The sequence below is a fragment of the Streptococcus sp. S5 genome (assembly GCF_034134805.1).
In the GTDB taxonomy this organism is placed as follows: Bacteria; Bacillota; Bacilli; order Lactobacillales; family Streptococcaceae; genus Streptococcus; species Streptococcus lingualis.
Window position 1 is genome coordinate 259,378 of record NZ_CP139419.1, and the last position, 13,778, is coordinate 273,155.

General features: G+C 43.8%; 12 protein-coding genes and 1 tRNA gene. 8 read left to right on the forward strand and 5 right to left on the reverse strand.

All coding sequences use genetic code 11. The annotated features are described in order from the left end of the window. The first annotated feature begins 118 nt into the window (after window positions 1-118). Entirely contained in the window at window positions 119-2,893 is a 2,775-nt protein-coding gene (locus tag SM123_RS01375; protein ID WP_320909653.1) for a GBS Bsp-like repeat-containing protein, read from the forward strand. A gap of 195 nt (window positions 2,894-3,088) precedes the next feature. On the opposite strand, the gene SM123_RS01380 is transcribed toward SM123_RS01375, so the two are convergent. Next, complete coding sequence (locus SM123_RS01380) at window positions 3,089-3,952, reverse strand: RluA family pseudouridine synthase (RefSeq protein ID WP_320909654.1); 864 nt, start codon at window positions 3,950-3,952, stop codon at window positions 3,089-3,091. 103 nt (window positions 3,953-4,055) lie between these two features. On the opposite strand from SM123_RS01380, the gene pbp2a reads away from it, so the two are divergent. After that, entirely contained in the window at window positions 4,056-6,290 is a 2,235-nt protein-coding gene (pbp2a, locus tag SM123_RS01385; protein ID WP_320909655.1) for a penicillin-binding protein PBP2A, read from the forward strand. Between the two features lie 329 nt (window positions 6,291-6,619). On the opposite strand, the gene ypfJ is transcribed toward pbp2a, so the two are convergent. Further along, window positions 6,620-7,534 carry a KPN_02809 family neutral zinc metallopeptidase gene (gene ypfJ, locus SM123_RS01390; RefSeq protein WP_320909656.1) on the reverse strand — a complete coding sequence of 305 codons (915 nt, stop codon included), beginning with the start codon at window positions 7,532-7,534 and terminating at the stop codon, window positions 6,620-6,622. Window positions 7,535-7,678: 144 nt separating this feature from the next. On the opposite strand from ypfJ, the gene rpmG reads away from it, so the two are divergent. The 3 genes from rpmG to nusG all read left to right on the forward strand — a co-directional run bounded on the left by rpmG (window position 7,679) and on the right by nusG (window position 8,892). Then, window positions 7,679-7,831 carry a 50S ribosomal protein L33 gene (gene rpmG / locus SM123_RS01395; RefSeq protein ID WP_003009043.1) on the forward strand — a complete coding sequence of 51 codons (153 nt, stop codon included), beginning with the start codon at window positions 7,679-7,681 and terminating at the stop codon, window positions 7,829-7,831. A gap of 9 nt (window positions 7,832-7,840) precedes the next feature. Then, window positions 7,841-8,017: a preprotein translocase subunit SecE gene (secE, locus tag SM123_RS01400; protein ID WP_003002261.1), complete on the forward strand. Its 177-nt coding sequence runs from the start codon at window positions 7,841-7,843 to the stop codon at window positions 8,015-8,017. 338 nt (window positions 8,018-8,355) lie between these two features. Then, window positions 8,356-8,892 carry a transcription termination/antitermination protein NusG gene (gene nusG / locus SM123_RS01405; protein ID WP_003002077.1) on the forward strand — a complete coding sequence of 179 codons (537 nt, stop codon included), beginning with the start codon at window positions 8,356-8,358 and terminating at the stop codon, window positions 8,890-8,892. A 50-nt stretch (window positions 8,893-8,942) separates the two neighbouring features. On the opposite strand, the gene SM123_RS01410 is transcribed toward nusG, so the two are convergent. Together SM123_RS01410 and SM123_RS01415 are read right to left on the reverse strand one after the other, a co-directional pair. Continuing rightward, window positions 8,943-9,701 (reverse strand): hypothetical protein, encoded by a 759-nt coding sequence (locus SM123_RS01410; protein ID WP_049474190.1) that lies wholly within the window; start codon window positions 9,699-9,701, stop codon window positions 8,943-8,945. A gap of 144 nt (window positions 9,702-9,845) precedes the next feature. Beyond that, a tRNA-Cys gene (locus SM123_RS01415) sits at window positions 9,846-9,916 on the reverse strand. Window positions 9,917-10,169: 253 nt separating this feature from the next. Here SM123_RS01415 and rpsB point away from each other — a divergent pair. Together rpsB and tsf are read left to right on the forward strand one after the other, a co-directional pair. Next, on the forward strand, window positions 10,170-10,952 hold the full coding sequence (rpsB, locus tag SM123_RS01420) for a 30S ribosomal protein S2 (RefSeq protein WP_003002189.1): 783 nt from the start codon (window positions 10,170-10,172) through the stop codon (window positions 10,950-10,952). An 82-nt stretch (window positions 10,953-11,034) separates the two neighbouring features. Continuing rightward, complete coding sequence (tsf, locus tag SM123_RS01425; protein WP_320909657.1) at window positions 11,035-12,075, forward strand: translation elongation factor Ts; 1,041 nt, start codon at window positions 11,035-11,037, stop codon at window positions 12,073-12,075. A 508-nt stretch (window positions 12,076-12,583) separates the two neighbouring features. Here the strand turns inward: tsf and SM123_RS01430 are convergent. Beyond that, window positions 12,584-13,054, reverse strand: coding sequence for a COG2426 family protein (locus SM123_RS01430; RefSeq protein WP_003002130.1), 471 nt, complete (start codon window positions 13,052-13,054; stop codon window positions 12,584-12,586). A gap of 155 nt (window positions 13,055-13,209) precedes the next feature. Here SM123_RS01430 and SM123_RS01435 point away from each other — a divergent pair, with 155 nt between their 5' ends. Continuing rightward, window positions 13,210-13,731, forward strand: coding sequence for a Dps family protein (locus tag SM123_RS01435; RefSeq protein ID WP_003001978.1), 522 nt, complete (start codon window positions 13,210-13,212; stop codon window positions 13,729-13,731). Window positions 13,732-13,778: the final 47 nt, after the last annotated feature.

Below are 13,778 nucleotides of genomic sequence, written 5' to 3' on the forward strand. Positions count from 1 at the left end.
CTTCTTTTTTTCTTTAAAAATAGGATTCTTCTCATGATATTGTTTCTTGATCCGGCGGTTTGTGTTATAATACTACTATGTGGGTACAATCCGTATAAAAAATTGTAAGGGAAGATACATGAAAAAGAAAGATCTTATTTTTTATGCTGGGACAGCCGTTTTGTTGGCTTTTTCGACACAACAAGTCAAAGCCGATGAGCAACATGCGTCCGATCAAACATCAGAAAATACTTCCTCTGTCATTTCAAAAACAACAACTTCATCAGAAGCGCAGAATACTGTGAACGAAGGAGTGGGAGTTGAGAAAGGTATTCAGACAGAGAATACCGTTGCAACAGAGGCGGCACCTGCCACACCGACTCTTAGCAATAACCAGTCTTCTGACAAGGGCACTAGCGACAAGGTTGTATCAGAGCAACCAGCACCAGCTGTGGTAGCTAGTCGCGCACCATATGGCGCACGCGCACGAGTGGTAGAATCAGAAGATAATAGTTTGCCGGTTGAGAAAGTAGAGAAGCCAAGTGGCACGCTAACAATTGAAAATAATGATCAAACTACAGGTGCATTTGATGCAGTTGTTAGTAATATCACATCTCCAGGTGGTGTTAAGGAAGTTTTAGTTCCATCGTGGAGTTTAGAAAAGGGTCAAGACGACCTTATTTGGCATAAGGCGACGAAACAAACGGATGGGAGCTATCGTGTAACCATTAAGGCAAGTGAACATAAAGGCAATAAAGGAAACTATCGCGCTGATGCCTACATCGTTGACAACTCTGGGGAACGGCACTATATCGCGGAACAAGTAGTTTCGGTTGATTACGTTCGACCAAGTGGTGTTCTGAAGATTGAAAACAATAACCCAGTAGCAGGTACCTTTGATGCTGTTGTAAGCAATATTGTTGCCCCAACTGGTCTAAAAGAAGTATTAGTTCCATCATGGAGTCTTGAAAATGGACAGGATGACCTAGTATGGCACAAGGCAACACGTCAAGCGGATGGTTCTTATCGTGTGACTATTAAAGCGAGTGATCATAAGAATTCTACTGGGAATTATCGTGCTGACGCCTACATTGTAGATGATTCAAATAATCGTTTTTATCTGACTGAAAAAGTAGTTGAGGTTCATCAGGTCAAACCAAGTGGCACAGTAACGATTGAGAATAACAATACTGAAAAAGGTACGTTTGATGCTGTTATTCGCAATGTAGTCGCACCATATGGCTTGAAAGAGGTCCTAGTCCCTACTTGGTCTAACAAAAACGGTCAGGACGATTTAGTTTGGCATAAGGCTGAACGTCAAAGTGATGGAAGCTACCGTGCAACCATCAAAGCATCTGATCATAAGAATGACACAGGTAAATTTAATGTCCACATTTACTACGTAGATCAAAATAATAAGAAAAACTACATTACAGAGACAATTACAGAAGTTCAACAAGTCAAACCAAGTGGTACTGTTACAATTGAGAACAACAATACTGTAACAGGTACGTTTGATGCAGTTATTCGTAATGTTGTTGCACCAAATGGCTTGAAAGAAGTCTTGATTCCAACCTGGTCAGACAAGAACTGGCAAGATGATCTAGTATGGCACAAAGCAGTTCGTCAAAGTGACGGAAGCTACCGTGTAACCATCAAAGCCTCAGACCATAAAAATGAAGATGGTAAATACAATGTCCATGTCTACTATGTAGATCAAAATAACCAACGAAACTACATCACAGAAACCACGACAGAAGTGCGTCAAGCCCGTCGTTCTGGTACGATCCTAATTCAAAACAATAACAAGGATACAGGTACCTTTGATATCATTATCAGGGATGTCTACAATCCTAAAGGTGTGCGAACTGTGCAAGTCCCTACTTGGTCGGATAAGGACGGCCAAGACGACATCCGCTGGTATGAAGCAACTCGCCAATCAAATGGAGACTACAAGGTCTCAGTCAAAGCGAGCGACCACAAAAACTCTACTGGTAAGTACCATATTCACCTTTATTATATCCAAAATGATGGTTCTCGTGTGGGTGTTGGAACAACGACTACAGAAGTTGAATTCCGTAATGCAAAGACTAAGACACAAACAGGGATCAAGAATGTCAATTCTGGTGCTGGAACTTATACGGTAACGGTGGATCAAGCGCCTCAGGGACGTCGGATTAAGAACATCCGTGTCGCAGCCTGGTCTCAAGCTCATCAAGAAAATCTCTACTGGTATTCAACAGCGCCTTCTGGTATGCATACAGAAGTGCAGGTTTCTGCAGCAAATCACCAGTACCAATCAGGCAACTATACCACTCACGTCTATGTGGATTATGTCGATGGTGGCGTTGAAGGCTTTAACCTTGGTCAAACAGCCCTTCATCCCCGTGCGACTGTAGATCAAACTGCTTTTAGTCCTCGTGTAACGAATGGACAACGGGACCGTGTCTTACGGGCTGCAGCTAGTCTAGTGGGCGTTCGTGGCGGCACTGCAGCTCACCATCAATTGGTCAATGATTATAACAGTGTTAAACCACTTCCGGTTGGTTATGCAGTGAAGACGACCGATGACTGGTGTGATATCTTTGTCACAACAGTCTTCCAGCGGGAAGGTTTGAGCGGTTTGATTGGCCGTGAATGTGGAGTCGAACGTCACATCCAGATTTTCAAACGCTTGGGCATCTGGAATGAAGATGGTACCACTACACCAAAAGCAGGGGACATCATCACCTTTAACTGGGATCAAAATACCCAACAAAACAATGGCTTTGCGGATCACATCGGAATTGTCGAGAGCGTCTCAAATGGGATCATTCATACCATTGAAGGAAACTCCAACAACCAAGTCCGTCGCAATACCTATCGAATCGGACATGGCAATATCCGTGGATTTGCCACCCCACGCTATCAATAATAAAAAGGGAGTGGGAAAGAACTCTGACTAGTTAAAAAGAGTTCGTCTTCCCACCCCCGCACAGTTGATTAGGTCATCTTTGGAGCTTAAAAAGCGAACAAAGATGCCAATCAACCACTGCGTCATACAGTTATTTCTATCAAATATAAAAAGGCTGAACAGTTTTTGTCCAGCCTCTTTTTGTGGCTTCTTTTTTTAGTCTCTCAACCCTTCTTCGAAACTCTTGGAAGGGGCCTCGACTTGGATGGTTTCAAGGGTTAATGGATTGGTGAAGGTCAAGCGGTGAGCATGGAGCATGAGTCGCTCTCCGCGTGCAGGGTTATAGAGAGGGTCTCCGACAATCGGGTGCCCATGATGGGAGAGATGCACCCGGATCTGATGGGTGCGCCCCGTCTTGAGCTGGCATTTGACCAGGCTGTTTCGCCCGATTTTTTTCAGTTGCGTTACCTGGGTTTCTGCGTACTGACCCTTGCGTGGATCGACCAAGCGCTTGCGCCGATCATGGCGATCACGTCCGATTTTATCCTTGTAGACGATCGTTTTTTGCCTTAAGCTACCTTGCATCAAGGCCCAGTACTCGCGTTGAATTTTTTTATCTTCCAAAATGCGGTTGAGAATGGGGAGGATAAAAGGATTCTTGGCAAATAAAATGGCCCCACTGGTTTCCTTATCTAACCGGTGCACGACGTAACAGGTGGATCCAACATAGCTGGAAACATGGTTGAGAAGAGCAATTTCTGTCGGCTCATTGGCGTGGGTTTTCATGCCTTCGGGCTTATTGACGATGATGACATGCTCATCCTGATAGAGTTCTTCGACCAGACTGGGGTCTCCTTCTAGGAGCTCTTTTTCAGGGTAATCGTCTGCGTCAAAGATCAGATGGATCTGGTCCCCTTTTTGAACGGGGCTCTGCCAGTTGATGGTCTCTCCATTCACCAAGACGTGTTTTTTGACCCGTAAAAAATGCCGGATCTTACGGGGAATGAGGAAGTAGTCCTCAAGCAACTCTTTCACAGTCATCTGGGGAAAGGATTGTGGAATGGTAAATTGATAATTCATGACCCTATTGTAGCAAAATCTAAGCTTAAAGAAAACTAAATGAGAGAAGGGGATGAGCTATCTTTTCTTGCTAGGACAAGGATAAGGTGTTACAATAACAGGTATGAATAGAATAAAAGAATTATTTGAAAACCTGATCACTTTTTTTAGAAAGGATCATCCGCCCAAAGCGGTGGCAGAAGAAGTGCCAGACACGGAACTACCGGAAGAGACAGTAGAGCCGACCTATAGTCGCTCAGGCAAGCACAGAAGCAAGCTTCTCTCTCAGCATCTTTTCCGTCGTTTTTGGCGCCGCTTCCATTTGACCAAGATTCTCCTGATCATTGGGCTAGGCTTTAGCCTCTTGACAGGGGGCTATCTCTTCTACCTCGCAAAGACGACCAACGTCAAAGATTTGCAGAATGCACTGAAGGCGACGACCATTATCTATGATAAGAATGGGGACCAGGCGGGAAGTTTGACCGGGCAAAAAGGAACCTATGTCGAACTCGATGCCATTAGTGAGAATCTGCAAAATGCCGTGGTCGCTACAGAGGACCGGAGCTTTTACAAGAATAGCGGGATCAACTATGGTCGCTTCTTTTTAGCGATTTTGACCCTGGGTCGCTCAGGTGGTGGGTCGACCATCACCCAGCAGCTAGCCAAGAATGCTTACCTGTCTCAGGACCAGACGGTAGAGCGCAAGGCCAAGGAATTCTTCCTAGCACTTGAAATCAATAAGAAATACAGTAAAAAAGAGATCCTCACCATGTACCTCAACAATGCCTATTTTGGAAATGGGGTTTGGGGTATTGAGGATGCTTCCAAGAAGTATTTTGGGGTTTCAGCCAGTCAATTAAGCCTGGATCAGTCTGCGGTACTCGCTGGTATGCTCAAGGGACCTGAAATCTATAACCCGCTCTATTCAGTAGAGAATGCGACCAATCGCCGCAATACGGTCCTCCAAAATATGGTGGCGGCTGGCTATATTGACCAGAAAACGGCTGATCAGTCGGCTGCTGTCGATATCCATGGCCAGCTGGTCGATGCCTATGAAGGCAAGTCGGAGGATTACCGCTACCCATCCTATTTTGATGCGGTGATCAATGAAGCGGTCAATGAATACGGCCTGACCGAAGAAGACATTGTCAAAAATGGCTACCGGATCTACACCGAGCTGGATCAAAATTACCAAGCAAGCATGCAGGTGATCTATGACAATACGGCCCTCTTCCCAGTAGCAGAAGACGGCACGCGCGCGGAATCTGGTAGTGTCGCCCTCGATCCTAAGACCGGAGGGGTTCGGGCTCTCGTAGGGCGTGTCGGCAGTGATCAAAATCCAGGATTCCGTACCTACAACTACGCTACCCAGGCTGCTCGAAGTCCAGGATCAACCATCAAACCTTTGGTTGTCTATAGCCCAGCTGTTGCTGAAGGTTGGTCGACCAATAAGGAATTGGACAATAGTACCACCCAATATGGAAGCTATGAGGTCAATAACTACGCGGGAATCCAGTCGAGCCCAACGGTACCGATGTACCAGGCCCTGGCAGAGTCCCTTAACCTTCCAGCCGTAGCGACCGCTAATGATTTGGGTCTTGATACGGTCTTTGAGTACGGGAAAAAATTCGGGCTCAACATGGACAAGGTGGACAAGTCGCTTGCCGTTGCCTTGGGAGCTGGTGTGACAACCAATCCGATGCAGATGGCCCAAGCCTATGGAACCTTTGCCAATGGTGGTGTCATGAATGATGCCCACCTCATTACCAAGATTGAAAATGCAAGCGGCCAAGTGGTCAAGAGCCACAGCCAGAAATCAACCCGAGTGCTCAGTGGTTCAACGACAGATAAGATGACCAATATGATGCTTGGTACCTTTAGTAATGGTACAGGGGTTAACGCTGCGCCTTATGGCTATACCATGGCAGGGAAAACCGGTACGACAGAGACCAGCTTTAACAAGGACCTCTCTGGAGACCAATGGGTGATCGGCTACACGCCAGATGTGGTCATCAGTCAGTGGCTTGGTTTCCCAACGACCGATGAAAATCACTACCTGACGGACAGTAGTGCTGGAACGGCATCCGAGATCTTCCGCAATGTTGCCAACAGTGTTCTGCCTTATACAGACGGTACCCAGTTTGACTCGGTGAAGAACTCTTATGCTGAAAACGGTATTGCACCAGTCGGAGAAGAAACGACAGAAACAGATAGCAAAGAAGACAAAGGTTTCTTTGAGGATGTCAAAGAAAAAGCGTCGAATATGGTCGATAATGCGAAGAAAGCAATCGACGAGGCCGATATCCCAGGAAAAGCGAAAAACGCTTGGGATACCTTCAAAGGCTGGCTTGGTTTCTAATCAAAAAACGATTCAGAAGAATTTCTGAATCGTTTTTTGCAGATTGAAGACAAAGTCTTCTTAGAAACTTTCCTTAAGTGAGTACGGACGTCAGCGAACTTCGAAGAAGTTCCATGACTTAGTTTTGAGCCTGAGGTCTCAAAACTCCCGAGTGCTAGAAACAACAGTGTTTCTGGCACTTTTCTCACGGCGGAAAGTTTCTGTTGAAATGATCCTAATAGTATTAATTATTTTAATTTTTCAACGTTACTTAGATTGTTTTATGTAAAATGCAATTTGTCTATATTCTAAAAAGATCCATTCAGAAGGATTTCTGAATAGACCTTTGTTTAGAGTTCGCTATCTGACAAGCTAAAGGTATCGCCGTGTTGGAGATCTCCGTACTGGTAGCCTCGTTTGAACCAGCGCATGCGTTGTTCCGAAGTCCCATGGGTAAAGCTATCTGGTACCGAGTAGCCGTAGGCTTGCTCCTGGAGAGTATCATCACCTACTGCATGGGCTGCATTCATGGCTTCTTCGATATCGCCGATATCTAGAAGGTTTCGGTCTTGAATGGAGCGGGCCCAGACACCTGCTAGGTAATCGGCTTGTAGCTCGATGCGGACACTGATGGCATTTCGTTCCTTTTCAGAAAGACCTTGTTGCATTCGATGGTATTTGCCAAGGATTCCCAGCTCATTTTGTACGTGGTGGCCGACTTCGTGGGCGATCACGTAGGCCATGGCGAAGTCCCCGCTAGCCTTGTATTTGGTTGTCAATTCCTTGTAGAAGCTCATATCCAAATAAATCTTTTTGTCGGTCGGACAGTAGAAGGGACCAGCCGATGCTTGCCCAACCCCACAGCCTGTCTGTGTCCGTCCGGTATAGAAGACTAGTTTGGGCTCATGGTAAGTGCGTCCTTCAGCTTGAAAGACCTTGTGCCAATGATCTTCTGTTGTACCAAGGACCTTGCTGACGAACTCAGCATCTGCATCATCGACATGGGTCTTGTTGGTGCGCGTGATTTGGGTGGATTGGTAAGGTTGAGAAGAAGTCCCATTTCCAAAGAGTCCACCAAGACTAGCGCCACCACCTCCTAGAAGAACCAGAAGAAGGATGAGGATGATCTTACTCTTGAAGCTTCCAGGAGATAGCAAGATTTGTAAAATGCCCCCGCCAAGGTTACTGTTGCCTGAAGACTGAGAGTAGCTTTGCCCTCGACGGTCTTCGATATTTCTACTTTCTTTTAGGTTATCACTTTTCATATTCGTCTCCTTTTGTTTTATTTTACCAAAAATGAGGAAAAAACCAGAGTGATAACGCTTTAGATTTGCTTTTTTCTTGACAGGAGATTTTCTGTTCTTGTCAAAATGTGGAAAACTTGCTATAATGGGGTGAACGGAGGCGTTATGGCATTAAAAAAAGCAAGTCTAGCGTGTACGGTTTGTGGGTCACGCAATTACTCCATTAAGTTGAGTGGGACGCCAAAACCAACACGTCTAGAAGTCAATAAATTCTGCAAGCATTGCAGCAAGTATACCATCCATAAAGAAACACGATAGGAGAGAGTTGTGAAATTCATTAAAGATATTTTCGTCTTACTAAAAGATACAACTTGGCCAAATCGCAAGGAAAGATGGAAAAACTTTATCTCAGTGATTGAGTACACCGCTTTCTTTGTGGCATTGATTTATTTGTTCGACAAAGTCATTGCACGTGGCCTATTGCACATGATCAATTTCTTTTAAGAAAAGAAGCCATAAGGCTGGGCAACAACTGTCCAGCCTTTGATTTTTGATAGGATTAACTGCAAGACGCAGTGGTTGATTGGCATCTTTGTTCGCTTTTTAAGCTTCAAAGATGGCCTAATCAACTGTGCGGGGGTGGGAAAACGAACTCTTTTTAACCAGTCGGAGTTCTTTCCCACTCCCATTTTTTATTGCCTTTTCTTAAAAATAAATCAGCAAACCTCTTTGCATTCCTGCAAAATGTGGTATAATGAAGCTAGGAAAAGGAAAGCCAAGAGGCTTTTTTTAGTATGTTCACAAAAGCTCGAGCAGGCTAAACAGAAAGAAAGGATGCCCAAATGGACAGTTTTGATAAAGGCTGGTTTGTACTACAAACCTACTCAGGATATGAAAACAAGGTAAAAGAGAATCTTTTGCAACGTGCGCAAACTTACAATATGTTAGAAAACATCTTGCGCGTAGAGATTCCAACTCAAACCGTACAAGTTGAGAAAAACGGTAAAACCAAAGAAATCGAAGAAAACCGCTTCCCAGGTTATGTCTTGGTTGAAATGGTCATGACAGATGAAGCTTGGTTTGTCGTTCGGAATACACCGAACGTTACTGGTTTCGTCGGATCACACGGGAACCGTTCAAAACCAACTCCATTGTTGGAAGAAGAAATCCGCAGCATCTTGCTCTCTATGGGTCAAACCGTTCAAGAGTTTGATTTGGATGTCAAGGTGGGCGATACGGTTCGTATCATCGACGGTGCCTTCACAGACTATACTGGTAAGATCACTGAAATTGATAACAACAAGGTGAAAATGGTCATTTCTATGTTCGGTAACGATACGGTTGCAGAAGTGAATTTGAACCAAATTGCTGAATTGTAAGAAAAATAGAACCCTCCAAGAAAAACTTGGAGGGTTCTTTGTATGGATCGTTATTGATTTTTATCCAGGCCAGTGATCTTTTTTAACTGCTTGGTTTCTGCAGCAGACGTGACATCAACGATCTTGTCTCCCTGTGTAGAGAAGTTAGATTCGTCCCCGTTACTATCTTTATAGACATAGCTGGTCCAACGTTCGGAACGCATAATGGTATAGGGTTTTCCAAGACGTTTGAGGGCTGTTTTTGGTGTATCGGATTTGGAAATGCTGCTAGTAGACTGGTGGTTGGCATCGCCCCCTTTTAAACGGAAGGTGATATCTGTTAATACATTGTTGTGGAAGACAGCCATGATATCGCCATTGTCTGTTGCCCAAACATTGACCCCATCGCCAGGATTCGCACTGTCTGTACTACTTACGGGTTGACCAAAGGCTGCAACTACGTCATCGTAACTGCTTCTTTCTTTTGGCCCACCAACCTCTTGTCCATCTTCGGTTCTTAATACAAAACCGGTGGTAGGGTGGAGGTTCTTTAGTTTTTCAATCTCAGGAATGGATGCAGCTCCTGGCACATATTGGAGAGATGCGCCATCATCTGGATCCAAACTGAAGCGATCTGAAAAATCATCTGAGCTACTGCTGTCTGAAGAAGTGCTCGACGATTTACGAGATGATGTTTTGGTAGAAGATTGTTTGATCGGTTTTCTAGAGCTAGAAGCTGTTTTTGCTGGTTGCGCAGAATTGGCAGGTGAGCAAGCTGCTAGTGTCACTAGTGAAAGAAGGCCGATCGTAAAGAAACGAATGTTTTTCATAAATACCCTTTCTAATGTGCTTCGCCAATCAGGCGAGGTTTTATTATATCAATAATCAAGGAATGGAGCAAATGGCAACAAAAAAACCCCCTATTGCTAGGGGAATTTTTAAAAGATAAAAGATGATAAAAAATTTTATTATCAAGGCGGTAGACGGATTTGAACCGACGATCAAGCTTTTGCAGAGCCGTGCCTTACCACTTGGCTATACCGCCATAACATATAATATTGTAACCTAAAAATAAAGATAGGTCAAGAAAAACTTTTTGCTTCAAATCATTGCAGATGGGGAATGCTGAAAAAATCTCTCAAATAGCTTGCGAATTCTAGGGATTTCTGCTATACTTATAGAGTTGTCTAAGACAGCAAATACTCATCTCGGATCCATTGTGGCACCGTTGCCCTTGTGGTCGTGCTGCAAGTTGACGTCTGAGAGAGGAGAAAAAAACAAAAAAGGAGAAACTACTCATGGCAGTAATTTCAATGAAACAACTTCTTGAGGCTGGTGTACACTTCGGTCACCAAACTCGTCGCTGGAACCCTAAGATGGCTAAGTACATCTTCACAGAACGTAACGGAATCCACGTGATCGACTTGCAACAAACTGTAAAATATGCAGACCAAGCATACGACTTCATGCGTGATGCAGCTGCAAACGATGCAGTTATCTTGTTCGTAGGTACTAAGAAACAAGCTGCTGATGCTGTTGCAGAAGAAGCTGTTCGTGCAGGTCAATACTTCATCAACCACCGTTGGTTGGGTGGAACTCTTACTAACTGGGGAACAATCCAAAAACGTATCGCTCGTTTGAAAGAAATCAAACGCATGGAAGAAGATGGAACTTTTGAAGTTCTTCCTAAGAAAGAAGTTGCATTGTTGAACAAACAACGCGCTCGTCTTGAAAAATTCTTGGGCGGTATCGAAGACATGCCTCGTATCCCAGACGTAATGTACGTTGTGGATCCACATAAAGAACAAATCGCTGTTAAAGAAGCTAAGAAATTGGGTATCCCAGTTGTAGCGATGGTCGACACAAACACTGACCCAGATGATATCGATGTTATCATCCCAGCGAACGATGACGCTATCCGTGCTGTTAAATTGATCACTGCGAAAATGGCTGACGCTGTTATCGAAGGACGTCAAGGTGAAGACAGTGTTGCTACAGTAGAAGCTGAATTGGCAGCTACTGAAGGTCAAGCTGATTCAATCGAAGAAATCGTTGAAGTTGTAGAAGGCGACAACGCTTAATTTCATTCAATAAGTAACGAACCTAAGAGGGCAGGGCTCAGCCCGACCCTCTTATTTTATTAAAAAATATAGGAGAACAAAAATGGCAGAAATTACAGCTAAGCTTGTAAAAGAATTGCGTGAAAAATCTGGTGCCGGTGTCATGGACGCTAAAAAGGCATTGGTTGAAGTTGAAGGTGATATCGAAAAAGCGATCGAATTGCTTCGCGAAAAAGGTATGGCTAAAGCAGCTAAGAAAGCTGACCGTGTTGCCGCTGAAGGTTTGACTGGTGTTTATGTCAATAGTAACGTTGCAGCAGTAGTTGAAGTAAACGCTGAAACTGACTTCGTTGCGAAAAACGCTCAATTCGTTGAATTGGTAAACGCAACAGCGAAAGTGATCGCTGAAGGTAAACCAGCTAACAACGAAGAAGCTCTTGCTTTGACAATGCCTTCAGGTGAAACTCTTGAAGCTGCATACGTATCTGCAACAGCTACAATCGGTGAAAAAATTTCATTCCGTCGTTTTGCTTTGCTTGAAAAAACAGATGCACAACACTTCGGTGCTTACCAACACAACGGTGGACGTATCGGTGTTATCTCTGTGATCGAAGGTGGAGACGAAGCACTTGCTAAACAAATCTCAATGCACATCGCTGCAATGAAACCAACTGTTCTTTCATACAAAGAATTGGATGAACAATTCGTGAAAGATGAATTGGCACAATTGAACCACGTCATCGACCAAGATAACGAAAGCCGTGCAATGGTTGGTAAACCAGCTCTTCCACACTTGAAATTCGGTTCAAAAGCACAATTGACTGACGAAGTGGTTGCTCAAGCTGAAGAAGATATCAAAGCTGAATTGGCAGCTGAAGGTAAACCAGAAAAAATCTGGTATAAAATCATCCCAGGTAAAATGGATCGCTTCTTCTTGGACAACACAAAAGTTGACCAAGCCTACACTCTTCTTGCACAAGTCTACATCATGGATGACAGCAAGACAGTTGAAGCTTACCTTGAATCAGTAAATGCTTCAGTTATCGAATTCGTTCGTTTTGAAGTTGGTGAAGGTATTGAAAAAGCTTCAAATGACTTTGAAGCAGAAGTTGCAGCTACAATGGCAGCAGCTCTTAACAACTAAGAATAAAAAAATAAGAGGTTTCGAAGGGAACCTCTTTTTTTGTAAGATAAATTCATCTAAATAACTTTCCTTAGGTGAGTACGGACGTCAGCGAACTTCGAAGAAGTTCCATGACTAATTAAGATACAAAGGGCGTCTGCGGATAAAGTCAAAATAGGAAGTTTAACGAAGAATCTTTAGATTCTAGGAAAACTTATCTTTTTGACACAATCCGCCGCCCGTGTTCAATTAGTTTTGGACCCATTCGCTTTTCAAATTTTAAGCTCATGCTAAAACAGTTCCCCGAACTGTTTTACTTCCAAAACTCCCGAGTGCTAGAAACATGATTGTTTCTAGCACTTTTCTCACGGCGGAAAGTTTTAGTAGATGACTGAGTAATTCTAATAAATAAATTTTTTTGTTTTATAGAATTTATTAGATTTGTAAAAAACAGTTTGTCTATACTCTTTGAAGAACGGAAACCTCTTTTTTGTAAATAAAAACTGAAGCCGTTGCTTCAGTCTTTTGCTTAATGTGCGAAGGTATCGATTCCTAGAAGCAGGGACAGGGTTCCCATGATGAGGCCGGCTAGGATCACTCCGAGCATGACTGCGAGGCTACTGCGTTTGAAGTCCCAGTCAAGGATAGAGGCTGCAAGGGCACCGGTCCAGGCACCAGTTCCCGGAAGAGGGATTCCCACAAAGAGCAATAAGGCCCAGAAGATTCCCTTGTCTCCTGCGGCTTTTTCTAATTTCTGTCCGCCTCTATGCCCTTTATTGAGACACCAGCTAAAAAAGCCTCCGATGATCGGTTTTTTTGCCCCCCAGGTGAGGATATGGCGGGCGAAAAAGAAGATCAGAGGGACAGGGAGAAGATTTCCGATCACTCCGATCAGGAGTGCTGTCCATAAGGGAATACCATTTGCAATGGCAAAAGGGATGGCCCCGCGCAATTCAACAAGGGGCACCATGGAGATCAGGAAGGTAAAGATATATTTCATTGGTCAAGCCTTTCGATTAGTCTTCTTCATTCTATCGTATCTTTTCTCAATTGACAACTATGATATTTTTAAATCTTTTATCTTGACTTTCTGAATGAGGAAGCATATAATAAAGACATAGTTAATTAGAACCATTATAAAAAAGGAGAAACGATATGACAACTATGAAACATGAAGCAGCTACTGATGTAGCAACTTTTGCACCTTCTAATAAAGAAACTCTTCCAGAAACAAAAGCTCTCTTGAACCAAGTCGTAGCAGATCTCTACGTCGCTCACATTGCCCTTCACCAAGTACACTGGTATATGCGTGGACGTGGCTTTATGGTTTGGCATCCAAAAATGGACGAATACATGGACAGCTTGGATGCAACCTTGGATGAAGTGAGCGAACGCTTGATCACTCTTGGTGGTGCGCCATATTCTAGCATGACTGAATTTTTGGAACACAGCAATATTGAAGAACGCCGTGGAACATTTACAAAAAATGTAGAAGAAAGCTTGACACGTGTTCTTGAAATCTTCCATTACCTTGATGGCCTTTACCAAAAAGCTTTGGATGTTACCGATGCTGAAGGCGACGATGTAACCAACGATATCTTTGTTGGGGCTAAAGCAGAACTTGAAAAGAACATTTGGATGGTGGCTGCTGAACTTGGTCAAGAACCAGGATTATAAGATCATAAAAAAATAGAAGCCGTGGGCTTCTATTTTTTTGGTTTGTA